The 23,061-nt window shown below is 74.9% G+C and carries 20 protein-coding genes and 1 pseudogene; 14 read left to right on the top strand and 7 right to left on the bottom strand.

The genetic code is table 11. The annotated features are described in order from the left end of the window. Positions 1–84 precede the first annotated feature (84 nt). From ACYVDO_RS04350 to ACYVDO_RS04320, 7 genes and pseudogenes are all read left to right on the top strand, one after another. Positions 85–1,197, top strand: a pseudogene (locus ACYVDO_RS04350) (MBL fold metallo-hydrolase); the annotation flags it as partial. Further along, on the top strand, positions 1,152–1,544 hold the full coding sequence (locus ACYVDO_RS04345) for an MBL fold metallo-hydrolase RNA specificity domain-containing protein (RefSeq protein ID WP_460933419.1): 393 nt from the start codon (positions 1,152–1,154) through the stop codon (positions 1,542–1,544). The pseudogene ACYVDO_RS04350 and the gene ACYVDO_RS04345, both read left to right, overlap by 46 nt. Positions 1,545–1,605: 61 nt before the next feature. Beyond that, on the top strand, positions 1,606–1,902 hold the full coding sequence (locus ACYVDO_RS04340) for a DUF1876 domain-containing protein (protein WP_460933417.1): 297 nt from the start codon (positions 1,606–1,608) through the stop codon (positions 1,900–1,902). 15 nt (positions 1,903–1,917) lie between these two features. After that, positions 1,918–4,665, top strand: a complete 2,748-nt coding sequence (locus ACYVDO_RS04335) for a cation-translocating P-type ATPase (RefSeq protein ID WP_460933090.1) — start codon at positions 1,918–1,920, stop codon at positions 4,663–4,665. Between the two features lie 45 nt (positions 4,666–4,710). Next, positions 4,711–5,022 carry a 2TM domain-containing protein gene (locus tag ACYVDO_RS04330; RefSeq protein ID WP_460933088.1) on the top strand — a complete coding sequence of 104 codons (312 nt, stop codon included), beginning with the start codon at positions 4,711–4,713 and terminating at the stop codon, positions 5,020–5,022. Positions 5,023–5,100: 78 nt separating this feature from the next. Then, positions 5,101–5,982, top strand: a complete 882-nt coding sequence (locus ACYVDO_RS04325; RefSeq protein ID WP_460933086.1) for a universal stress protein — start codon at positions 5,101–5,103, stop codon at positions 5,980–5,982. Further along, positions 5,979–6,290 (top strand): dsRBD fold-containing protein, encoded by a 312-nt coding sequence (locus tag ACYVDO_RS04320; protein ID WP_460933084.1) that lies wholly within the window; start codon positions 5,979–5,981, stop codon positions 6,288–6,290. Before ACYVDO_RS04325 ends, ACYVDO_RS04320 begins: the two co-directional genes overlap by 4 nt. Before the next feature lie 79 nt (positions 6,291–6,369). On the opposite strand, the gene ACYVDO_RS04315 is transcribed toward ACYVDO_RS04320, so the two are convergent. Beyond that, positions 6,370–7,371, bottom strand: coding sequence for a zinc-dependent alcohol dehydrogenase family protein (locus tag ACYVDO_RS04315; protein ID WP_460933082.1), 1,002 nt, complete (start codon positions 7,369–7,371; stop codon positions 6,370–6,372). 94 nt (positions 7,372–7,465) lie between these two features. Next, entirely contained in the window at positions 7,466–7,603 is a 138-nt protein-coding gene (locus tag ACYVDO_RS04310) for a hypothetical protein (protein ID WP_460933080.1), read from the bottom strand. Positions 7,604–7,844: 241 nt separating this feature from the next. On the opposite strand from ACYVDO_RS04310, the gene ACYVDO_RS04305 reads away from it, so the two are divergent. Both ACYVDO_RS04305 and ACYVDO_RS04300 read left to right on the top strand, forming a co-directional pair. Continuing rightward, the gene (locus ACYVDO_RS04305; RefSeq protein WP_460933078.1) at positions 7,845–8,234 is read left to right on the top strand and encodes a hypothetical protein; all 390 of its coding nucleotides are present in this window, start codon (positions 7,845–7,847) and stop codon (positions 8,232–8,234) included. A 13-nt stretch (positions 8,235–8,247) separates the two neighbouring features. Then, on the top strand, positions 8,248–8,754 hold the full coding sequence (locus ACYVDO_RS04300) for a GyrI-like domain-containing protein (protein WP_460933076.1): 507 nt from the start codon (positions 8,248–8,250) through the stop codon (positions 8,752–8,754). 72 nt (positions 8,755–8,826) lie between these two features. Here ACYVDO_RS04300 and ACYVDO_RS04295 read toward each other — a convergent pair whose 3' ends face one another. The 3 genes from ACYVDO_RS04295 to ACYVDO_RS04285 all read right to left on the bottom strand — a co-directional run bounded on the left by ACYVDO_RS04295 (position 8,827) and on the right by ACYVDO_RS04285 (position 13,096). Next, a complete protein-coding gene (locus ACYVDO_RS04295) occupies positions 8,827–11,367 on the bottom strand; it encodes a cation-translocating P-type ATPase (protein WP_460933074.1) in 2,541 nt (846 codons plus the stop codon). Positions 11,368–11,375: 8 nt separating this feature from the next. Beyond that, positions 11,376–11,813 (bottom strand): Hsp20/alpha crystallin family protein, encoded by a 438-nt coding sequence (locus ACYVDO_RS04290; RefSeq protein ID WP_460933072.1) that lies wholly within the window; start codon positions 11,811–11,813, stop codon positions 11,376–11,378. Between the two features lie 140 nt (positions 11,814–11,953). After that, on the bottom strand, positions 11,954–13,096 hold the full coding sequence (locus ACYVDO_RS04285; protein ID WP_460933070.1) for a class I fructose-bisphosphate aldolase: 1,143 nt from the start codon (positions 13,094–13,096) through the stop codon (positions 11,954–11,956). Between the two features lie 457 nt (positions 13,097–13,553). On the opposite strand from ACYVDO_RS04285, the gene ACYVDO_RS04280 reads away from it, so the two are divergent. Together ACYVDO_RS04280 and ACYVDO_RS04275 are read left to right on the top strand one after the other, a co-directional pair. Continuing rightward, positions 13,554–13,862, top strand: coding sequence for a hypothetical protein (locus tag ACYVDO_RS04280; RefSeq protein ID WP_460933068.1), 309 nt, complete (start codon positions 13,554–13,556; stop codon positions 13,860–13,862). Between the two features lie 157 nt (positions 13,863–14,019). Beyond that, on the top strand, positions 14,020–14,916 hold the full coding sequence (locus ACYVDO_RS04275) for a universal stress protein (protein WP_460933066.1): 897 nt from the start codon (positions 14,020–14,022) through the stop codon (positions 14,914–14,916). Positions 14,917–14,951: 35 nt separating this feature from the next. On the opposite strand, the gene ACYVDO_RS04270 is transcribed toward ACYVDO_RS04275, so the two are convergent. Both ACYVDO_RS04270 and ACYVDO_RS04265 read right to left on the bottom strand, forming a co-directional pair. After that, entirely contained in the window at positions 14,952–15,782 is an 831-nt protein-coding gene (locus ACYVDO_RS04270) for a slipin family protein (RefSeq protein WP_460933064.1), read from the bottom strand. A gap of 182 nt (positions 15,783–15,964) precedes the next feature. After that, on the bottom strand, positions 15,965–16,471 hold the full coding sequence (locus tag ACYVDO_RS04265) for a pyridoxamine 5'-phosphate oxidase family protein (protein WP_460933062.1): 507 nt from the start codon (positions 16,469–16,471) through the stop codon (positions 15,965–15,967). A 170-nt stretch (positions 16,472–16,641) separates the two neighbouring features. On the opposite strand from ACYVDO_RS04265, the gene helR reads away from it, so the two are divergent. The 3 genes from helR (at position 16,642) to ACYVDO_RS04250 (ending at position 23,012) form a co-directional block, all read left to right on the top strand. Further along, the gene (helR, locus tag ACYVDO_RS04260) at positions 16,642–18,861 is read left to right on the top strand and encodes an RNA polymerase recycling motor ATPase HelR (RefSeq protein ID WP_460933060.1); all 2,220 of its coding nucleotides are present in this window, start codon (positions 16,642–16,644) and stop codon (positions 18,859–18,861) included. A gap of 228 nt (positions 18,862–19,089) precedes the next feature. Further along, positions 19,090–21,834: a magnesium-translocating P-type ATPase gene (gene mgtA / locus ACYVDO_RS04255; RefSeq protein WP_460933058.1), complete on the top strand. Its 2,745-nt coding sequence runs from the start codon at positions 19,090–19,092 to the stop codon at positions 21,832–21,834. 95 nt (positions 21,835–21,929) lie between these two features. After that, positions 21,930–23,012 (top strand): DUF3800 domain-containing protein, encoded by a 1,083-nt coding sequence (locus tag ACYVDO_RS04250; protein WP_460933056.1) that lies wholly within the window; start codon positions 21,930–21,932, stop codon positions 23,010–23,012. Positions 23,013–23,061 lie beyond the last annotated feature (49 nt).

The raw sequence follows: 23,061 nt of genomic DNA, 5'->3' as shown, positions 1-23,061 counted from the left end.
GCTCGCCTCGCCCCACTCTGGCGTGCCGGGGGTGGCGGTGCCCGGGCCCAAGGTCCCTGTGGCCCGGCCGCCGCCGGCACCACGATGGGAGCACCCGCAGTCCTCGGGCGCCGCCGCCAAGGACACCCGTCGGGACCAACCCGGCAGCTGCCCGGAGGGAGCCACCCCGTGTCCGTCATCCTCAGCTTCGCCGGGGCGGCCGGCACCGTCACCGGGAGCAAGTTCCTCGTGGAGCACCAGGGCTCCCGACTGCTCGTCGACGCGGGGCTGTACCAGGGCGAGCGCGTGTGGCGCCGGCTCAACTGGGAGCCCAGCATCGGGCACCCCGAGACCCTCGACGACGTGGTCCTCACCCACACCCACCTGGACCACTGCGGCTACCTGCCCGCCCTGGTCCGCCAGGGCTTCGCCGGCCCCGTGTGGGCCAGCGCCGGCACCGCGGGCCTGCTGCCCATCGTCCTGCGGGACAGTGCGCACCTGCTCGAGGAGGAGGCGGCCTACGCCCAGGCGGCGGGGTACTCCAAGCACGACCCGCCCCTGCCCCTGTACACCGCCGCCGATGTGGACCGCGCGCTCGAGCACCTGCGCTGCGTCCCCTGGGCGGCGACCCAGGAGACCGTCTCGGGCGCCGTGGTGACCCTGCACCGCGCCGGGCACGTGCTCGGGTCGGCCTCGGTGCACGTCGGCCTCGGTGGCCGGTCGGTGCTGTTCTCCGGCGACCTGGGCCGTCCCGCCCACCCGCTGCTGCTGCCCCGCGAGGACCCGCCGGCTGCGGACGTCGTGGTGCTGGAGTCGACCTACGGTGACCGGGTCCACCCGCACTCGGCCGGGTCGGACCAGCACGAGCCGCTGGCCGCGGCGATCCGGCGGACGATCGCGCGCGGCGGCTCGGTCCTCGTCCCGGCCTTCGCCGTGGACCGGACCGAGCTCGTCCTGCTCGCCCTGGCCCGGCTGCGGGCCGAGGGCCGGATCCCTGCCGTGCCCGTCCACGTGGACAGCCCCATGGCCCTCGCCGCCCTCGACGTCTACCAGCGGCCCGACCTCGCGCCGGAGATGCGGCCCGACGCGCTGGCCGAGCTGCTCGCGATGGCCGACGTGCACGAGGCGAGGACGGCCGAGGAGTCGCGGCGGCTCAACACCCCCGGCACCCCGTGCATCATCGTCTCCGCCTCCGGGATGGCCACCGGGGGGCGGGTCGTCCACCACCTGGCCAGCCTGCTGCCGCACGACCGCAACACGGTCGTGCTGACCGGGACCAGGCCGTCGGCACCCGCGGCCGGTCCCTGCAGGAGGGCGCGCGGGAGCTCAAGGTGCTCGGCCGCTACGTCCGGGTGCGGGCCGAGGTCGTCCTCGACGACACCTTCTCCGTCCACGCCGACGCCGACGAGCTGGTCTCCTGGCTCGACCGGCTGCCCCGCACCCCCGAGGTCGTGCACCTCGTGCACGGGGAGCCGGAGTCCCGCCAGGCCCTGGCCCGCCGGATCCGTGAGCACCTCGACTGCGCCGTGGCGCTGCCGCGCCTCGGTGAGCGGGTCGTCCTGTGACGCCCCGGCCGACCCCCGCCGCGCGACCCCCGCACGGTGCCGACCAGCGAAGGAGAGTCCCATGACCGGTCCGTCGTCCACCCCACCGCGCATCCGCCAGTGGCAGGTGCAGCTCACCCTGTTCGAGCACGGCGGGACCACGCACGCCCGTGCCGTCCTGCGGGGCGACTCACCGACCCCCGTCGAGGCCGTCGGCGACAGCACCCGCGGCCCCTCCGACAGCGACGTCCCCGAGATCGGCGAGGAGGTGGCCGTGGCCCGGGCCCTGCGCCGGCTCGCCGACCGGCTCCTGGACACCGCCGCCGGCGACATCGAGGCGGTCACGGGCGAGCACGACGTGTCCCTGCGCCCGCTCTGAGCCGCCGGGGGCGCCATGACCAGCACGGAGGCCGCCGGCACCGTGACGGCCCGTGGCGAACCGGACCCGCGCGAGTCGGCGGAGCGCCTCCTGCGCGACCTGCGCACCAGCCGGCGCGGGCTCGCCGGGCGGGAGGCGGCGCGGCGGCTGGCCGCCAGGGGCGAGAACGTCCTCGTGCGCGGCGGCCGGCGGCTGTGGCTGCGCGAGCTGCTCCGCCAGCTCACCCACCCGCTCGCCGCCCTGCTGTGGCTGGCCGCCCTGCTCGCCCTCGTCAGCGGCACGCTCGCCCTGGCGCTGGCGATCGTGGTCGTCGTCCTGCTCAACGCGCTGTTCGCGTTCGTCCAGGAACGCCACGCGGTCCGCGCCGTCGAGGCGCTCGAGGCGTACCTGCCGCAGCAGGCACGCGTGCGCCGGGACGACGTGCTGGTGACCCTCGAGGCGCGCCTGCTCGTGCCGGGGGACGTCGTCGTCGTGGGCGAGGGCGAGCGGGTCTCGGCCGACGCGCGCATCCTCGACGGGGCCGTCGAGGTGGACCTGTCCACCCTGACCGGGGAGTCGCTCCCGGTGGCGCGCGGCGTCGCGGGCCGGGTCGACGCCCCGCTGCTCGAGGCCACTGACCTGCTGTTCAGCGGCACCTCGTGCGTCGGTGGCGAGGCCGAGGCCGTCGTCTACGCCACCGGCATGCACACCGAGCTGGGCCGGATCGCCGCTCTGGCCCAGCGGACCGAGCCCGAGCCGAGCCCGCTCGAGCAGCAGGTCAACCACGTGGCCCGGCTGATCGCGCTGGTCGCCGTCGGGATCGGGCTGGCGTTCATCCCGGTGGGCACCCTCGTGGCCGGGATGACGGTGCCGGAGACGGTCCAGTTCGCGATCGGGCTGCTCGTGGCCAACGTGCCCGAGGGGCTGCTGCCCACCATCACCCTCGCGCTCGCGCTGGGGGTGCGGCTGCTCGCCCGCAGCGGAGCCCTGGTCAAGCGGATCTCCGCGGTGGAGACCCTCGGCTCCACCAGCGTCATCTGCACCGACAAGACCGGCACCCTGACCCTGAACCGGATGCGGGTCGTGCGCTGCTGGACGCCGGACGCGACCCTGCTCGTCGGCCCGGAGCCCACTCCCCTGCGCGGCGCCCGACGCCTGGTCAGGGCGGCGGCCGGCTGCACGAGCGCCACGTGGGACCCGGCGGAGCCCGGGCAGGAGCACGGGGACCCGACGGAGGTGGCGCTGCTGCGGGCCGCGCCCCTGGCCGGGCTGCCGGTGCCCGACCACTCCGACCGGCTCCAGGTCTTCCACTTCGACCCGGCCCTCAAGCGCATGTCGGCCGTCCACCACGACGGTGCCGGCCGGGTGGTGCTCACCAAGGGCGCGCCGGAGTCGCTGCTCGGGCTGTGCCGGTCGCTGGGCGCCGACGACGGCACGGAGGTAGGCCTGGACGGCGAGCGGCGTGACCTCGTCCTCGGGCTCGTGGACGGCTGGGCGCGGGAGGGCCTGCGGGTCCTCGGGGTGGCGACCCGCCGCGTGGCCGCGGACGAGCCCGAACGGCTCGCGCGGGAGGAGGCCGAGCGGGACCTCACGCTCCTCGGCCTGGTGGCCATGGTCGACCCGGCCCGCACCGAGGTGGCACCGGCCGTCCGGGCCTGCCACAGCGCCGGCATCCGGCTGGTCATCGTGACCGGCGACCACGGCCTCACCGCACGGGGGATCGCCCAGCAGGTGGGGATCGGCGACGCCGGCACCAGGGTCGTCAACGGCCGCGAGCTCGACGCCATGGGCGACGCCGAGCTCGACGAGCTCCTCGACACCCACGAGGAGCTGATCTTCGCCCGCAGCTCCCCCGAGGCCAAGCTGCGGATCGCGGACGCCCTGCGCGCCCTGGGGCACGTCGTCGCCATGACCGGGGACGGCGTGAACGACGCCCCCGCCCTGCGACGCGCCGACATCGGCGTGGCGATGGGCCGCTCGGGCACCGACGTCGCCCGCGAGGCGGCGACCATGGTCCTCACCGACGACAACTTCGCCACCATCGTCGGCGCTGTCCGCTCCGGTCGCCAGGTCTACGACAACGTGCGCAAGTTCATCGTCTACATCTTCGCCCACGCCACACCCGAGGTGGTCCCCTTCCTGGCCTACGCACTGTCCGGCGGCCGGATCCCGTTGCCGCTCACCGTGATGCAGATCCTCGCCATCGACCTCGGGACGGAGACGCTCCCCGCCCTCGCGCTCGGCCGCGAGCCGGCCGAGCCCGGCATCATGGAGGCGCCTCCACGCCGGCGGGGACAGGGCGTGGTCGACGGGACCATGCTGGGGCGGGCCTGGGGCCTGCTGGGCGGGGTGTCCGCGGTCCTGGTGCTCACGGCATACCTGCTCACGCTGGCCGCCGGCGGGTGGACCCCGGGCGCCGACGTGGCGACCGGTCCCCTCCACCACACGTGGCGGCAGGCCACGACGATGTCGTTCCTCGCGATCGTCGCGTGCCAGGTGGGGACCGCGGTGGCGGCACGGACCCAGCGGGCCTCGTTGCGCCGCATCGGCCTCACCACCAACCCGCTGCTCGCGTGGGGGGTGACGTTCGAGCTCGCGTTCGCCGCGGCCGTGGTCTTCCTGCCGGCCGCCCAGCGCCTCTTCGGCACCGCCGCTCCCGAGCCCTGGCAGCTGGCGACGCTGCTGCCCATGCCGCTGCTCGTGTGGGGCGTCGACGAGGCGTGGCGCTGGCGGCGGCGCGTTCGCGCCGTGCCCGTCGCGGCAGGACCAAGGGCCCGTCCCTGACGCCGCGACCGCGCCGATGCTGGACGTGGAAGGGAGATGGTCGGGATGTCGGACCACGTGCGGACACCGACGGGCGAGCAGACGACCCAGGACCAGGAGCTGCGCGAACGTGCCCTGAAACGGCTGAAGGACAAGCGGGGGCTGATGGCGCACGTCCTCTCGTACGTGCTGTTCAACGGCCTGCTGGTGACGATCTGGTACGTCACCGGGCGGGGGTTCTTCTGGCCGGTGTTCATCCTCTTCGGCTGGGGGATCGGCCTGGTGTTCAACGCCTGGGACGTGCTGTGGCCCGAGCCGGGTCCGGAGCGGGTCGAGGCCGAGATGGACCGCCTGCGCAGGCGCGGACACCCGGGCTGACCGTTGGCGGACGACCAGCGAGACGCCGCGAGGGACCGTCCACCGCGGCTGCCAGACCCGTGATGCGGCAGGAGAGAGATGACCACACCGAACCCCCACCCCGTCGTCGTCGGTGTCGACGGCGCGACGTACACCCGGGACGCCCTGGACTGGGCCCTCGAGGAGGCGCTCCGCGAGCGGTGCGGCATCCTGCTCGTGCACGGCCGGTCGGTGCCCGTCCAGGGACCGCACATCGAGCCCCTGCTGGAGGCGTCCGACACGGTGGCGCAACGCATCCTGCACGCCGCCGAGCAACGGATCCACGGCGTCTCCCCCGGCACCACGGTCACCACGGCCACGGGCATCGGCAGCCCCGGCGTCCTGCTGGTCGAGGCCTCCCGGGACGCCCGGTGCGTCGTCGTGGGGGCCCGGGGGCGGGGCGCGGTGGCCTGCGCCTTCCTGGGCTCCACGTCCATCGACGTCGCCGCCCGGGCGCACTGCCCGGTCGTCGTCGCGCGCGAGCTGCCCGCGACCAGCTCCGCACCCTCGGGAGTGGTCGTCGGCACCGACGGCTCGGAGCTCAGCAGTGCCGCCGTGGGTGAGGCGTTCCGCGAGGCGGACGCGCGGGGTGCTGCGCTGACCGTCGTGCACACCTGGTCGATCGAGCTCGCCGACACGGCGATGACGATCGTGGAGTCCGACGACGCACGCACCCGCATCGCCGACGCGGAGGGCGTGCTCGCGGACCAGTCCGTGGCGAGCTGGGCCGACAAGTTCCCGGACGTCCCGGTCCGGACGATGGTCCGCAGGGGGCACGCCGTCGAGGCGCTCGCCGAGGCCTCCCGGGACGCCGAGCTGGTCGTGGTCGGCAGCCGCGGCCGGGGCGGCTTCCGCGGGCTGCTGCTCGGCTCGGTCAGCCAGGGCGTGCTGCACCACGCACACTGCCCCGTGATGGTGGTCCGGCCCGAGGACGAGCCGTGAGCACGCCGGACCGGCGCGCGGACGAGCAGCCGCCGGCGACGATGCACTACTGGCTGGTCCGGGTGGCGATCTCCGAGCGCGCCGACCGCACCTGGGCCCGCGCCGTGCTGCGCACCGCCCCGGGCCGCGAGATCGACGCGACCGGGCGCGCCACGTGCCGGGCGGGTGACCTGCCCGACCGGGAGATCGGTGACGAGGTGGCCGTGGCGCGAGCCCTGCGCGCGCTGGCCGACCGGCTGCTCGAGAGCGCCTCGGCGGACATCACGCAGGTCACGGGTGAGCACGAGGTGACGCTGCGCCACCACTGACCCCCCTCCCCGGGCGCCGCCGACCGGCGCCCACCCGTCGACCGCCGCCCGTCGGCCCCGCCCACCCGTGGGCCTGCGCTCAGGACGACCAGCCGGTCAGCACCCCGACCCCGGTCATCCGACCCTCGGCCAGGTCGTCGAGAGCGACGTCGGCCTGCTCGAACGGGTAGGCCGTGACGCTCGCGGTCACCGACAGCCTCCTCGCCAGGCGCAGCAGGTCCTCGCCGTCGGCCCGGGTGTTGGCCGTGACGCTGGTGAGGCGCTTCTCCAGGAAGAGGTGGCGCTGGTAGTCCAGGACCGGCACGTCGGTGACGTGGATCCCGGCCAGAACCAGGCTGCCACCGCGGTCCAGCGCCTCGAGCGCCACCGGCACGAGGTCGCCCACGGGCGCGAACACGATGGCCGCGTCGAGCGGTGCCGGTGGCGCGTCGTAGGCGTCACCGACGGAGGTGGCGCCCAGCTCGGACGCGAGCTGTCGCGCCTGCGCACCGCGGGTCAGGACGTGCACCTCGGCCCCCTGGGCGATGGCGAGCTGGGCGGTGAGGTGCGCGCTGGCACCGAAGCCGTACACGCCCAGCCGGCCACCCGGCGGCAGCTGCGTGCGGCGCAGGGCCCGGTAGCCGATGATGCCGGCGCACAGCAGTGGCGCGACCTGCTCGGCGGGCAGCTCCTGCGGCACCCGGTAGGCGAAGGCGGAGGGCGCGACGGTGTACTCGGCATACCCGCCGTCGTGATCCCACCCCGTGAACTCCGCTCGGGGACAGAGGTTCTCGGCGCCGCGGCGACACCAGCGGCACTCCCCGCAGGTGTGCCGCAGCCACGCCACCCCGACCCGGTCGCCCACCTCGAACCGCGCGCTGTCCCGGGCGTCGACGACGGTCCCCACGACCTCGTGGCCGGGCACCACCCGGTCGCGGTGTGGCGGCAGGTCGCCGTCCGACACGTGGAGGTCGGTGCGGCACACGCCGCAGGCCTCGACGCGCACGAGCACCTCCCCGGGACCCGGCTGCGGCACCGGGCGGTCGCCCAGCCGGATCCGCCCCCGCCCCCCGCCGTCGCCCGTGACCTCCCAGGCCCTCATCGTCGCGCCCTCCCGTGCCCTCCGGGCCGCGGCTGCGGCCAGGCGGTCCCACTCCAGCACGGCGGGCGGGCCGGCGCCAGACCCGGGCGGCCCGTCAGTGGTCGTCGAGGTCGGCCCAGTCCAGGGGCTCGCCGCCCAGCCGCGTCCAGGACCCCCCGAGCAGGATCTCGAGCAGCTCCTCCATCTCGGCGTGGCTGAGCCGCCGAGCGTCCGCTCCCCACTCCTCCGCCATGCGGTGTCGCCCGCCCGGGGCCAGGTCCCGGCGCGGTTCCCGCGCCCCTCCCAACGTCGGGCCCGGGCCGCACCCCGGCAACCGGGGAGGGCGCCGCACGGCGCGTCGAACCGTGATACCAGCCGAACGGCCGAGGCCTGCCCCGGGCCCACCCGGGACCAAGGACCCTGAGCTCCGCCGCTCGTGCGGGGTTGACTCGGGAGCAGGTGCGGAGCGTCCGCACCGGACGGAGGGGGCAGGTATGCCGGAGACGTCGAGTGCACCGCGGGTCCAGCAGGGGGAGCCGGAGACGGACGGGTTGACCTACCTGTCGCTGCGGGAGCTGCTGCAGCGACTGGCCGCGTGCGAGGAGGCGCTGCGCACGCCCGCGGGCGCGAGCGGCGTGGACCCGCTGTCCGTCGTCGGGGGTCCGGCGGCCCGGCGAGCGCGGTCCCAGGGCGACGGGTCCCGGTGGCGGGACCCGGCCGACCCGGCGGACCCGGCCGACACGGGAGGGGACGGGAAGGTGGACGCGCTGCGCGCGCAGGCCGCGATCTCACGGGAGCTGGAGCGCCGACGGCACCTGCGCCACCCCCGCCAGAACGGCGTCGAGCGGCGCCGGTCCGCCGCGTGGCCACCCCCACCGTGGTGACAGGAGAGGACCGATGGGCCAGGACACGACAACGGCCGGCTACCGGATCGAGCCGGTGACCCTGCACGACGAGACCACCCTGGTGGTGCGCGGCACGGTCGACGAGGGGAACGCCGGCGCCTTCGTCGGCGCCGCGCTCTCCCGGGTCGCCCGGGTGGCGGGCGCCGACGGGATGCACATCGCGGGGGCACCCTTCGCGCGCGTGCACCAGGGCGAGGAGGGCGTCCTCGAGGTCGAGGCGGGCTTCCCGGTGACCGGTGTGGCCCTGGGGCAGGGCGACGTGAAGGTCTCCCACCTGCCCGGAGGGCCGGCCCTGCGCACGACCCACCGCGGCGACTACGGCGGTGTCGCCCGTGCGGTCGAGGCCCTGCACGCCTACGCCGCCGAGCACCGGCTGACGCCCACCGGCGACGCCTGGGAGGTCTACCTCGACACCCCGGACGTGCCCCAGCCGCGCACCGTCGTGGTGCTGCCCACCCGGGCCGCCGGCGACGCCGCGCTGGCGGCCTCCGCGGGCTGAGCCCGCGCGAGGCACCCCCACCAGGGGCGCCCCACCAGGGCGCCCCACCACGGGCGCCCCACCACGGGCGCCTCACCAGGTGCGGGGCCGCACGACGCGGGCCACGGCGTACGACGCCAGCGCCACGACGCCGACCGCGACCCAGGACGCGGACGTGAGGGCCCGGGTGTCGAGCAGCTCGCGCAGGGGCGGGAGCAGGACCGACGCGAGCAGGAGCGCGCCCGCCGCCAGCAGCCCGACCGCGAGCGTCCCGAGCTCGTCGCGCCACCGCACGACCCAGTCGCCGCGACCGGTCGCGCCGGCCCGTGCGGCCCAGGCCACGGCCAGCTGTCCGGTACCCACGCAGAGCAGCGCGACCGAGCGACCCTGCTGTCCCCCGATGACCAGGGACGCCACCAGGCTCGCCGCTCCCAGCCACACGGCGAGCAGCACGACCCGCCACCAGAGCCCTGCCCCGAGGACCGCCTGGCCGGGCGAGCGTGGGAGCCGGTCCATCGTCCCGGGATCCTCCGGCTGCGTGCCCAGGCCCGCTCCGGCGAACGAGTGGGTGAGCAGGTTGACCCAGAGGATCTGGGCGGGCAGCAGCGGCACGGGCACACCCACCAGGGGGCCTGCCAGCATGAGCACCAGCTCCGAGCCGCCCCCCGACAGCCCGTAGAGCAGGAACCGGCGGATGTTCGCGAACACGCGCCGTCCCTCCCGGACGGCCACCACCACGGTCTCCAGGTGGTCGTCGGTGAGGACGAGGTCCCCCGCCTGACGCGCGACGTCCGTGCCCCGGCCGCCCATGGCGACCCCGATGTCGGCCCGCCGCAGCGCCGGGGCGTCGTTGACCCCGTCCCCCGTCATGGCGACGACCTGGCCGTCGGCCTGCCACAGCTCGACGAGCCTGCTCTTGTCCTCCGGCCTGGCCCGCGCGACCACGGCCGCCCCGGCGTCGGCCTCCCGCACCGTGGCGCCGTCCATGACGACGACGTCGCCCGTGGCACCCGGGTCCCGCAGCCCCACCGCGGTGGCGACTGCGGTGGCGGTCCCGGGGTGGTCCCCCGTGACGAGCACGAGGCGTATGCCGGCGGCGCGGCACTGCTCCACGGTGCGGCGCGAGGCCTCGCGCACCGTGTCCGCCAACCCGACCAGGCCCACGACCCGCGCGGGCTGCTCCCCCACCGCCGCGGTCACGGCCAGCACGCGCGTGCCCGACCCGGCCCACTCCTCGGCCACCTGCAGCGCCTGGCCGACCTGTCCGGAGCCGTCCACGGACGGGTCCCGCAGGACGACCTCGGGGGCCCCCTTGCGTACGGTCAGCAGCTGGCCCTGCGGTCCCCGGTGCCGGGTCGTCATGTGCTTGCGGGCACTGTCGAACGGCGTCTCCCCGACGCGCTCCCAGTCCAGCGCCGCGCGGGTGCGTCCCCGTCCACGCGCCCAGGTGAGCAGGGCGGTGTCGACCGGGCTCCCGACGGGATCGCCGGTCGCCGGGTCGACGGCGGCGTCGTTGCACAGGACCACCAGGTCGACGAGGGCGTCGGGCCCGTCGAACGCGTCCACCGCGTCGAGGACGTCGAGCGGTTCACCGGCCGGGACCCACGTCTCGGTGACGCTGAGCCGTCCCTCGGTGAGGGTGCCGGTCTTGTCGGTGGCGAGCAGCGTCACCGCGCCCAGCGTCTCGACGGCGTCGAGGGACCGCGCCACCGCCTCGTGGCGCGCCATCCTTCGTGCGGCCAGGGCGAGCGTGACGGTGACGACCAGCGGCAGCGACTCGGGCACCGCGGCCACGACGAGCGCCACCGCGGCCAGCACGACGAGCCGCAGCGGCTCGCCGGCCAGCACCCCGATGACGAGGTAGACGGCGCTGAGGCCGACGGCGACGGCGGCGAGCTGGCGGGACAGCCCGGCCATCCGCCGCTGCAGCGGTGAGGAGGGTGCCGCCCCGGCGGTGAGGGCGGCGATCCGCCCGACCGTGCTCCGCGCGCCGGTCGCGACCACCCGGGCGGTCCCGCGGCCGTGCACGACGACCGTCCCGGACCTGAGCAGGGCCGGTTCCGGCGTCTCGTCGTACACCTCCAGCGGTCCGGGGTCGGGACCCGGCTGCTTGCCGACGTCCAGCGACTCACCGGTGACCACGGCCTCGTCCACGCGGACGCCGACGCCCTCCACGAGGGCGGCGTCTGCCGGGACGAGGTCGCCGGCGCGGAGCCGGACCAGGTCCCCGGGCACGACCTCGGCGGCCGGCACCACCCGCTCGGCACCGTCCCGCACCACGGACGCGTGCAGCGGGACCAGGGAGCGCAGCGCCTCCACGTCGGCGGCGGCGTGCAGCTGCTCGCGGACACCGATCGCGGTGTTGACCAGGACGACCAGGACGATGACGACCGTGTCGGTGACGTCGCGGCTGAGGGTCGTGAGCACCATCGCGGCGAGCAGCACCATGACCAGCGGCTCGCGCAGGGACGCCAGGACAAGCCGCCACACCGACGGGGGCCGCGGCCGGGGCACCTCGTTCGGCCCGCCCTGCTCGAGCCGGTCGCGGGCCTCGCCCTCCGTCAGCCCGCGGGCAGTCGGAGGGGGCGCCTCGCCGGCGCCCCATCCGACTCCTCCGGCGGACGGCTGCTGCACCGAGGGCGCTAGCTCGCGGGCTTGTCGGCGCGCTGGACCGGGATCGACACCGGCTCGTGGTCGGGGTGGTGGGTCGGGACCCGCACCTCGAGCACGCCGTCGGCGTAGGTGGCCGTGACCTCCTTGGGGTCGACGTCGTGGGGCAGCCGGATGCTGCGTGTGAACGCCCCGTAGTGGAACTCGTGGTGGCTCTTGTCCTTCTGCTCCTCGCGCCGCTCACCCCGGATCGTCAGGACGTCCTCGTCGATGTCGAGCGACACGTCCTTGTCCGGGTCGATGCCCGGCATCTCGGCGCGCAGCACGTAGGTGTCGTCCTCGGTGTAGTCCTCGACCCGGACGTACGGCGCCAGGCCCAGTCCTCGCACCCCCACCGGAGAGCCCTGGTCCAGCCAGTCCAGGAGCTCGGACATCATCGAGCCGGTCGAACGGCGGGCAAGTGTGGTCATGGCAGACCTTCCTTCCCGGCACGCGGGTCGTGCCGTCGTCCCCACCGTCGTCCCCGTCCCCGTGGCCGGGCAGGGGCCAAGGTCCCCCGAGGGGGGCTGCGGAACAGGATTGCCGGTCTGCGCCGGACGGAACGGCCCGGTCAGGCCACGGGAACGGGCGCGAGGTGGATGTCCATGACGTTGCCGAGCAGGTGCACCGCCTCGTCGTGCGGACGCTGGAAGGAGTTGCGGCCCATGATCGTGCCGAACCCGCCGCCCAGCGCCGTCTGCCGGTTCTCCTCCAGCACGGCAGCCGTCTCCTTTGCCGCGCCCCCGGAGAAGATGACGATGCGGTGCCCGTCGAAGGCCGACTGCACCACGTGCCTGACCCGGTCGGCCAGGGTCCCCAGCGGCACCTCGGCCCGCTCGAGCGCCGTGCGCGCCGCGTCGGACTCGATGTGCTCCGTGGGCGGCTTCACCTTGACGATGTGGGCACCGAGCTGGCAGGCGAGGTGCGCGGCGTACGCCACGACGTCCACGGCGGTGCGCCCCTCCTGCGACACCCCGCTCCCGCGCGGGTAGGACCAGATGACGAGCGGCAGCCCGGCGGCCTCGGCGTCCCGGGCCAGCGCCCGGACCTGCTGGTACATCTCGTTCCGGTGCGCCGAACCGGGGTAGATGGTGAAGCCCACGGCGGCGCAGCGCAGCGCCAGCGCCTCCTCGACGCCGGCGACCACCGCGGGCTCGGGGTCGGCGCCCACGTAGAGGCCGTCGGCGTTGTTGCACTTGAGGATGAGGGGCAGGTCCTCGGCATACGTCGGCGCGACGAGCCGGGCCGCCCCGAGCGGCAGCGCGTGCGCGCTGCACCCGGCGTCGAGCGCGAGCCGGGCGTGGTACCGGGGGTCGTAGCCGGCCGGGTTGGCGGCGAAGCTGCGCCCCGGACCGTGCTCGAAGCCCTGGTCCACCGGGAGGACCACGAGCTTGCCCGAACCACCCGTGCGCCCCTGCATGAGGATGCGCCGCAGGTGGGCCAGGGTGGCGTGGTCGTCGGAGGGGTACCAGGACAGGATCTCCTCGACTCGGTGCGACATGGTGGGCGACTCCTCGGGTCGGTCGGCTACGGGTGGGGCGGCTACAGGTCGGGCGGCGACGTCGAGGACGAGGTGGAGCTGCTGCTGGGGGACGGCGAGGTGCCGGACGAGGAGCTGCCCGTCGAGGTGCTGCTCGACGTGCTGGACGAGCTCGACGTCGGGCTCGTCCCGGACGGCGCGGTCGAGCCGGCTTCCCCGCCCGAGCCGCTGCACCCCGTCAGCGTCCCGGCGACCAGCACGAACGCCCCCCAGGTGCGGACCCGCGTCCCGCCGTCCATCGCCCGCTCCCTCCTGGCCGCCTCGAGCATCCGCCGGGGAACCGGCCCAGGGCAGGGCCGTTGGTCCCGTGGCCCGGCACGGGTCCCGCCCGGAACTCGGCCGGCAGCCCGGGGCGGAGCGCGTCCCATGACGCTGGTCCCGGGACCGGTCCGCGGGGTTGCTGCGCCCAGCCGGAGACCACGCCACGCGCCCCTGTGCGCACGGTTGGGGGACTGGATGTCCATGGTTCATCGGGGCCATGGACACGGCTGCACACCGGGGCGTATACAGGGAAAAGCAGTCAACCGAGACAGGTCTCGAACCCGCCCGGACCCCGCGGCAAGGCCACCAGCTCGCGCTGGGCTCGAGAACGGGACACAGGCGGCGCAGGGACGCCGGTTGGGACGGGTTCATGATTTCCTCGCCGGACGAGTTTCACATCACCATCAGCCACTCCCCCGCCTCGGACGGCTGGGGGTTCGTCGGCAGCGTCAAGATCGCCGACCACGAGTGCTACCGCACGCTGCGCGTGTTCCCCACTCCGAGCGAAGCCCTGCTGGCCACCCAGGTCGTCCTGGGCGAGGTCCTCGGAGCACTGCTCGCCGGTCAGGAGTGGCGCAGCCTGAGCGACGAGGTCGGCCGCACGCCGACCAGGGCAGACCTGCGGCTCGGGCTGACCAACGCGTTCGCCGAGGGGAACTGCGAGGGCCGCCGAGCCTGACGACGCAAGGGTCCGGCCGGTGCGCAGTCGCGCGGGTTCCGCTGCCGCACAGGGTCGTCGGCGCAGCTCGGGACCTTCGGCCCTGGTGCCGGGTCCAGCTCGCCGAGCAGGCTGCGCCTCAGGCTGCAGGGCCAGACCGACCGGTGGTGAGTGAGGTATGGCGATCGGCGACGCTGCTGTCGTGGTGGGGTGCGACGGGTCGTGGTCCTCCGCGGTGGCCACCAGGGCCGCGTCGCTGGAGGCCGGCCGGCGGGGCGAGGACCTCGTCGTCGTGCGGGTGTCCGAGCCGGGGTCCGTCCGGGACGGCGGTCACCCGCCCGGGCGTGGTGCCGAGCGCGACCACGAGCTGGTCCTACGGGCCGCGACCGAGGCCGAGGAGGCCGACCCGACCGTGCGGGTGGAGACCGTCGTGGCCCAGACCCTCGAGGACCCGTTGCTGTCCGAGCTGGCCGACCGGTCCACCCTGCTCGTGCTGGGGCACCGTCAGGCGGGGCGCCGGCCGTTCCGGCCCGGGTCGACCAGCGACGTGCTCGCCCGCCGCTTCGGCCGTCCCGTGCTGGTGCCGGGCCGGGACGACCCCCGGCCCATCAGGCCCATGGCCTACGATCCGGGATCGGCGGTCCTGCGCCCGCCACGGGTGACCGTCGGCTTCCGGCCGGGCGTGGACTCACCCCGACTGCTCATGGTGGCGGCCGACGCCGCCCTGCGCCGGGGTCTCGCGCTGCGGGTCGTGTCCTGCGTGCCGTCGGTGGGGCGGGACGTCCACGGTGTCCAGCAGTCGGTGTCGGCGTCCGTGCGCGCCGAGCCGTGGAACGCCGTCGACGCCTGCGACGTCCGGGTCGTGCGCGGCGCCCCCGAGACCCACCTGCTCAGCGACCTCGAACCCTCGGACCTGCTCGTCGTGGGTGCCGGGCCGGACGTCCGCCGCGGCGGCCTGGCCCGCGGGTCGGTGCTCCACCGGGTCCTGGACGACCCGCCCTGCGACGTCCTCGTGGTGCAGCCGCTGCTGGCGGACCCGCTGCGGCTGGCCGCCACCACCGCCCACGCCAGCTGAACCGGACGGTTGAACCGGAGGGTTGAACCGGACGGTCAGGGCGCCGAGGAACCCGCGGGGCTGCGGCCCCCGTCCCCGACTGAGCGCGCCTGGCGCTCGAGGGCGGCCCGGCCCTCGCGGTCCAGGAAGGAGCTCAGCTCCTCGATCGTGCTCATGAGCGGCGCGGGGAACACCACGGTCGTGTTCTTGTCGACGCCGATCTCGATCAGGCTCTGCAGGTTGCGCAGCTGGAGGGCCAGCGGGTGCGCCATCATGACGTCCGAGGCCTGGCCGAGCGCCGTGGCCGCGAGCGACTCGCCCTCCGCGTTGATGATCTTGGCCCTCTTCTCGCGCTCGGCCTCCGCCTGCTTGGCCATCGCGCGCTTCATGGTCTCGGGCAGCTGGATGTCCTTGAGCTCCACCAGGGTCACCTCCACGCCCCACTCGGTGGTGGTGACGTCGAGGATCTGGCGGATGTCGAGGTTGATCCGGTCGGTCTCCGAGAGCGTCTCGTCGAGGGTGTGCTGCCCGACCACCTTGCGCAGCGTGGTCTGCGCGATCTGGTCGATCGCGGCATACACGTTCTCGATCGCCACCACCGACTTCACCGCGTCCACGACCCGGAAGTACGCGACGGCCGAGACGTCGACGCTGACGTTGTCGCGCGTGATGATGCCCTGGGACTGGATCGGCATCGTCACGATGCGCAGCGACACCCGCCGCAGCACGTCGATGACGGGGACGATCACGCGCAGCCCGGGCTGGCGGACGCCGATGACCCGGCCCAGCCGGAAGAGCACCCCGAGCTCGTACTGCTTGACGATCCGCAGCGAGAGGACGAGCAGGAGGACGACGAGGACCCCGATCACGGACAGCACCACAACCATGCGTCCACCATGCGTCCGGGGGCGCGGCCCGGGAGCGGGCCCTAGGTCCCGATCCTTCCCGTATGCCGCGGACGCGCGCCACCCGGCGACATGCGCAAAACAACGGTTGCGCGGCATACCTCGCGTTGATGTCCCGCGGGAAGGCGCGCAACCGTTGTTTTGCGCATGAGGTTAGGCCCCCGTCAGGGGAGGTCGACCCGCTCGTTGTCGCCCTCGTAGCGCCGGCCGGTCGCCTTGGCCTTGACGAGGTTGAGCACCTGCACGACCTTCCCGCCCGGGCTGTCCCAGTACTCCGCGCTCGTGGGGTCGACCTCGATGACGATGTTGTTCGGGTTGTCGGGGCCGCCCTCGAGCCAGGCGTCGGTGAACGTGTCCCAGTACTCCGCGAGCAGGTCGGGGTCGCCCACGACGCGCGCCGTCCCGGACAGCGACACCCAGGTGCCCGTGCCCGAGTAGGCGACGTTCACCTGCGGGTTGGCCTCGATCTGCTCCACCTTGTGCGAGGCCCGCTCGGAGACGAAGCGCACCGTGCCGTCGAAGTCGACGTCCTGGGTGGCCATCGGGTGGCTCATCAGCCGGCCGTCCGGGGCCACGGTGGTCAGCATCGCGATCCGCACGCCGCGCATGAGCTCGGCGACCTTCTCGGCGCCGCCGTCGTCGGCGGGGCGGTCGGTGTCGTGGTCGGTCACGGGGGGCTCCTTCGGTGGCGGACGTGCTGTCCCCACCTGCCTACCCGGCCGGCACCGGTGGCGCACCCCAAGGAGCGATCCGGTGCGGCCGACCACGGCTGCGCTGCGCTGGCGCGTCCCTCCAGTTTCAACGTATAGCCGACGGGGGGCCTTGCGGCAAGGGCCCCCTCATGACCCACACTTCCGGGTCGGACCAGCACCAGACCCTGGAGGAGCCTGTGCCCAGACCGACCACCAGCGCGTTCGACCTGCCGGATCGCCTTGCCGCCAAAGCGGATCCGGAGCTCATCGCCGCGGACGAGCGCCACTTCGCCGCCATCGGCCGGATCCTCGAGGCCTCCATCGCCGAGCTGTCCGATCGGCTCGCCATCGTGCAGCGCACACCGGTGCGGGCCGGGCAGGAGGCGCTGGAGCGCGACTTGGAGTCCCACCGGCTGGCGGCCCGGCTGCGCGCCCTGCGACGTTTCGGCCTCGACCTGTGCCTCGGCCACATGGTCGCCGACGGCGACCCCGAGCCCGTCTACGTCGGGCGCCTGGGACTCGTCGACGAGGACGGCCGCCAGCTCCTGCACGACTGGCGCTCCCCGGCGGCGGAGCCGTTCTTCGGCGCCACCCACGCCAACCCGATGGGCCTGCTGAGCCGGCGACGGTACCGCTGGACCGCGGGTCGGGTCAGCGACTACTGGGACGAGGTCTTCACGGCAGACGGGTTCACCGGCCACGCCGCCGCGCTCGACGACCAGTCCGCCTTCATCGCCAGCCTCGGCTCGAGCCGGTCCGCCCGCATGCGCGACGTCCTCGGCACCATCCAGGCCGACCAGGACGCGATCATCCGCGCCGGCTCGCGCGGCGCCCTCGTCGTCGACGGAGGCCCCGGGACGGGCAAGACGGTCGTCGCGCTGCACCGCACGGCATACCTCACCTACTCCGACCCGCGGCTGGGGCACCGGCGCGGCGGAGTGCTCTTCGTCGGCCCGCACCAGCCGTACCTCGCCTACGTCGAGGACGTCCTGCCCAGCCTCGGCGAGGAGGGGGTGCGGACCTGCACCCTGCGCGACCTGGTCCCCGAGGGTGCGACGGCCGCGGCGGAGACCGACCCGGAGGTGGCACGGCTCAAGTCCTCGGCGCGGCTGGTGTCCGCCGTCGAGGTGGCGGTGCGGTTCTACGAGGAGGCACCGACGGGGGCGGTCGACGTGTCGACGCCGTGGGGCGAGGTGCGGCTCGATGCCGAGGACTGGGCGACCGTCCTCGACGCCCCGGCACCGGGCACGCCGCACAACGAGGCCCGCGACGACCTCTGGGACGAGCTGGCGACCGTGGTGGCCGAGCGGCTCGACACCGACGACGTCGACGGGCGGCTGCTCTCGAGGTCCCTGCAGTCGGACGAGGCGTTGCGCGCGGTGGTGGAACGGGCCTGGCCCCTGGTCGAGCCCACCGACCTGGTCGGCGACCTCTGGACCGTGCCGGCGTTCCTGCGCCTGTGCGCCCCCTGGCTGGACCGCGACGAGGTCGCTGCGCTGCAGCGGCCCGAACCGGATGCCTGGACCGACGCCGACCTGCCGTTCCTCGACGCGGCACGCCGCCGCCTGGGCGACCCCGGCGCCTCCCGAGCGCGGCGGCGGCGCGAGGCGGTGCAGGCGGCGGAGCGGGAGGAGATGTCGCGCGTGGTCGACGACCTCATCGCCAGCGACGACTCCGAGATGCACGTCATGTCGATGCTGCGCGGGCAGGACCTGCAGGCGGCTCTCGTCGACGAGGCGAGCGCCGGCGCCGACGCCGACGCCGACGCCGACGCCGATATGCTGGCGGGCCCGTTCGCCCACGTCGTGGTCGACGAGGCCCAGGAGCTCACCGACGCGCAGTGGTCGATGCTGCTGGGGCGCTGCCCCTCGCGCAGCCTCACCGTGGTGGGCGACCGCGCGCAGGCCCGGCACGGCTTCCACGAGTCGTGGGAGGAGCGCCTGGGGCGGGTCGGTCTCGCCCGCGTCAGGCTCGCCCACCTCGGCGTCAACTACCGCACCCCACAGGAGGTCATGGCCGAGGCGGAGCCGGTCATCCGGGCCGCGCTGCCGGACGCCAACGTCCCGACCTCGGTCCGGGCGAGCGGGAGACCCGTCGTGCACCGTCACGTCGACGACCTGTCCGCCGTGGTGGACGCCTGGCTCGAGGAGCACGCCGAGGGCGAGGGGGTCGCGTGCGTCATCGGCGCCCCGGCGTACCCCGGGACGTCGCGCGTGCGGTCGCTCACACCACAGCTGGCGAAGGGACTCGAGTTCGACCTCGTCGTCCTGGTCGAGCCGGAGTCCCTCGGCGACGGCATCGAGGGCGCCGTCGACCGGTACGTCGCCATGACGCGGGCCACCCAGCAGCTGGTCGTCCTGTCCGGCTGACCCCAGGCCCGCGCGGCACCCCGCCCGTGGCGTCGTGTGCCGTCTCGCCCGGTTCGCCAGGGGCTTGGAGCGGCTGCCGCGGCTCGCCGGAGCCGCCCGGGGCTGGGGCGGCTCGCCGGAGCCGCCCGGGGCTGGCGTGGGACCTTCGGCCCTGCGGAACCCGTCCTTCCGCGGCTTCACTGGCCGTATGCGGTCCGCGCCACGCCGCCCCGTCCGGGCGGTGCCGGGATGACGACCGTGCGGCCGGGGCCCCACCTCACCCGTTCGCCCCGGTCGCGCGGCGCGGCCCCGCCGTCGCGCTCCCCCGTCGCCGTCGCGGCGGCCCAGGACGCCTCCGACGTCGCCGCGCGCCTGTCCGTCGCACCCGACCGTGGCCTGTCCGAGCCGGAGGCCGCCGCCCGGCGGGCCAGGTCCGGCCCGAACGCGATCGTCACCCACCGGGCCAGCCTGCTGGCGGTGCTGTGGCGGCAGGTCCGGTCGCCGCTGCTGGTCCTGCTCGTCATCGCGGCCGGGGTGTCCTTCGCCGTGGGCCAGCGGCCGGATGCCGTGATCATCGGGACCATCGTGGCGCTGTCGGTGTGCCTCGGGTTCGGCAACGAGTACCGCGCCCAACGTGCCGCCGCAGCCCTGCACAGCCAGGTGCGCCACCGCGCCGAGGTGCTGCGCGACGGCACCTGGCGGCGCGTCGACGTCCTGGACCTGGTGCCGGGGGACGTCGTCGCGCTTCGCCCGGGCGATGTCGTGCCCTGCGACCTGCGGCTGGCCCAGGCCCACGAGCTGGAGTGCGACGAGTCCATCCTCACCGGGGAGTCGCTCCCGGTGGACAAGGGCACCGCGCCGGTCGCCGCGGACTCGGCCGTGGGCGACCTCACGAGCGCCGCCCTCATGGGGACCGTCGTCCACGCCGGGTCAGGCGTCGGGCTCGCCGTCGCCACCGGGATGTCCACCGAGTTCGGGACCGTCGCGGCCGGGCTGGAGTCCCGTGAGCTGGAGACCCGGTTCCAGACCGGGCTGCGGCAGTTCTCCATGCTCCTGGTCTGGGTCGGCGGCGCGCTCACCGCGTCGATCTTCGTGGTCAACGTCGCCCTGGACCGGCCGCTGCTCGACGCGCTGCTCTTCTCCCTCGCCATCGCGGTCGGGATCACGCCGCAGCTGCTGCCCGCCGTGGTGTCCACCAGCCTGGCCGCAGGCTCGCGCCACATGACCCGGCACAAGGTGCTGGTCAAGCGACTCGTCTGCATCGAGGACCTCGGCGACGTGGACGTGCTCTTCACGGACAAGACCGGCACGCTGACCGACGGGCGCGTGGGCTTCGCTCGGGCCATCCCCACCGTCCCCGGGCGCGCCGTCGAGCTCCTGCGGTGGGGGCTGCTGTGCAGCGAGGACCCGCAGGGACCGGCAGGGGCGGTGGGCGGCAACGCCCTCGACGCAGCGCTCTGGGCGGCGCCGGAGGCGCCCCGCGCCGCGGGGTGGCTCGCCCGGTGGCGGCGCACGTCCTCGGTGCCCTTCAGCCACGAGACGAGGACGTCGTCGGTGAGCTGCGAGAGCCCCGTCGACGGCGTCGTCGAGGTGGTCAAGGGGGCGCCCGAGGCCGTGCTCGAGCGGTGCGGACCGGTCCCGACCCGCGTCGCCCACGCGCTGGACGCGGAGTTCGCCGCCGGCAACCGGGTCATCGCCGTGGCCCGGCGCACGCCACCGGAGGGAGAGTTCCACCTCGAGGGTCTGCTGGTCTTCCTCGACCCGCCGAAGCGCGGCATCGACCGGTCGCTCGCCCGGCTCGAGGGGCTCGGCGTCGACGTCAAGCTCGTCACCGGCGACAACGCCGCGGTGGCCGCGAAGGTGTGTGCCGACCTCGGACTCTCGCACCCCGGCGAGCAGGACGTGCTCGACGGGTCCGAGCTCGACCGGATGGACGACGCCACGCTCACCGCGCGGATGGCCGGCACGGTCGTGTTCGCCCGGGTCAGCCCGGAGCAGAAGGCGCGGATCGTGCGGGCCCAGCGGGCCACGCGCAGCGGCGTCGCCTTCCTCGGCGACGGCGTCAACGACGCCCTGGCCCTGCACGCCGCGGACGTGGGCATCTCGGTCGACTCGGCCACCGACGTCGCCAAGGACGCCGCCGACGTGATCCTCCTGGAGAAGGACCTCGACGTCCTCGCCGACGGCGTCGTGGAGGGCCGCCGGATCTTCGCCAACACCATCAAGTACGTGATGATGGGGACCTCGAGCAACTTCGGGAACATGTTCTCCGCGGCGGGCGCCTCGGCGTTCCTGCCCTTCCTGCCGATGCTGCCCTCGCAGATCCTGCTCAACAACCTGCTCTACGACACCAGCCAGCTGGCGATCCCGACCGACGGCGTCGACGAGGAGCAGCTGCGCCGCCCGTCGCACTGGGACATGCGCCTCATCCGCCGGTTCATGGTCGTGTTCGGGCCGCTCAGCTCGGTGTTCGACTTCATGACCTTCTGGGTGATGCTGCACATGTTCCACGCGGACCCGGCACTGTTCCGCTCCGGCTGGTTCGTGGAGTCCCTGGCGACCCAGACACTGATCATCTTCGCCATCCGGACCCGCCGCATCCCGTTCTTCCGCAGCGCGCCGAGCCTGCCGCTCGCGGCCGCCGCGTGCGGCGTCGTGCTGACGGGCGCGGTGCTCCCCGCGACCCCGCTGGCGCACACCCTCGGCTTCCAGCCGCTGCCCGGCCTGTTCTACGCCACGCTGCTGGTGATGGTGGCGGCCTACCTGCTGCTCGTCGAGGTGGGCAAGAAGCTCTTCTTCGCCGTCCTCGAGGGGCCGCCCCGCGTGGAGCGGCACCCGTCCCGTCGCGTCCGTCCGCGCCGCGTGCACCGTCGGGCGTCCCGGTTCAGCACCGGCGCACGCCTCGAGCACGGCCCCCTCGAGCACGGCGGCCCTCTTGAGCAGGGCGGCGGGTCGCGGCAGCAGCGCAGTCCTTCGCCGACCGGCGGGCCCTGACGCCTCGCCGGTCGGCCCGTGACCACGCAGCCTCGGGCTGGACGCGCCACTAAGTCGGTGGTGCTCGACGCCACGGCGGGGTGAGCATGGTCCGCATGCCCGCCCGCCACAGGACCCCGCCGCAGGGCGGCCTGCCGGTGGCCGGCGAGGTGGGCACCGAGGTCGTGCGGATCGCCTGCGACGAGTCGGGCTTCTCCGGCAGCAACGTGCTCGACCCCACCACGCCGCTGTTCACGCACGCGAGCGTCGACCTGGACGTGGTCGAGGCGGCGGAGCTCGTCGCGGAGCTGCGGGTCGGCCTCCGGTGGGCGAGGTCCGAGCTGAAGTCCGGGCCTCTCCTGCGCGGCGCCGGGCCGGCGCAGGCGCGGGGTCGCCTGCTGTCCGCGCTGCTCGCCGGCGGCACCACCCGGGCGCACGTCCTCGTCGTCGACAAGGAGCTCTTCCTCGCCACCCGCGTCGTCGACCTCCTCCTGCGGGAGCCCTCGTATGCCGCCGGCTCGCCGCTGACGGCGGAGGCCCGCCTGGTGGCGCGCGACCTGAACCGCGCAGCGCGTCCCCACCCTGCGCCGTGGTCGGCCTTCCTCGAGGCGTTCGTCGCGCTCGTCCGCACCAAACGCCGCACCGAGTCCGAGACCCGGCTGGTGGAGCGCTTCCTCGCCGCTCGGGACGTGCTCGGTGCGGCCGTCGAGGGGCGGTCCTCCTCGACCATCGCCGCGCTCACGGAGCCACGGGTCCGCGGCCTGCTCGCCCGGCTCGCCGCGGGCGATCCCCGCGTGCCACCGCCGCTCGAGCCGCTGGTGCCCGCACTCGCCACGACGGTACTGCACTGGAGCCGCGGGCGGCGACAGGTCCTGGTCACGCACGACGAGCAGAGCGCGCTGACGGCCTCGCGCCTCCGGCAGCTGCAGGCCGCCCTGCCCCAGGTGTCCCGGGGACCGGACGACCCGCGCCCCGTCCCCGTCCTGGCGGGGGTGGTGAGCGTGGACTCCCGGGACGACCCGCGCGTCCAGGTGGCCGACCTGCTCGCCGGTGTCGCCCGCCGCGCGACCGGTGACGCGGCCGAGCAGGTGCTCGGGCCCCTCCTCTCGGACGCCTCGCTCTGGGACCCGGGCCCCCGGGTCGCCGGGCCGTCCACGTCCCGCTCGGGGTGGGGGAACGGGGCGCGCGGCTCGCGGTGAGGGAGCCGGCTCGCGGCTCGCGGTGAGGGAGCCGGCTCGCGGCTCGCGG

Source organism: Phycicoccus ginsengisoli, assembly GCF_054779295.1.
Note: the sequence above shows the minus strand (reverse complement) of the source record. Positions and strands in the feature narration are given on the sequence as shown.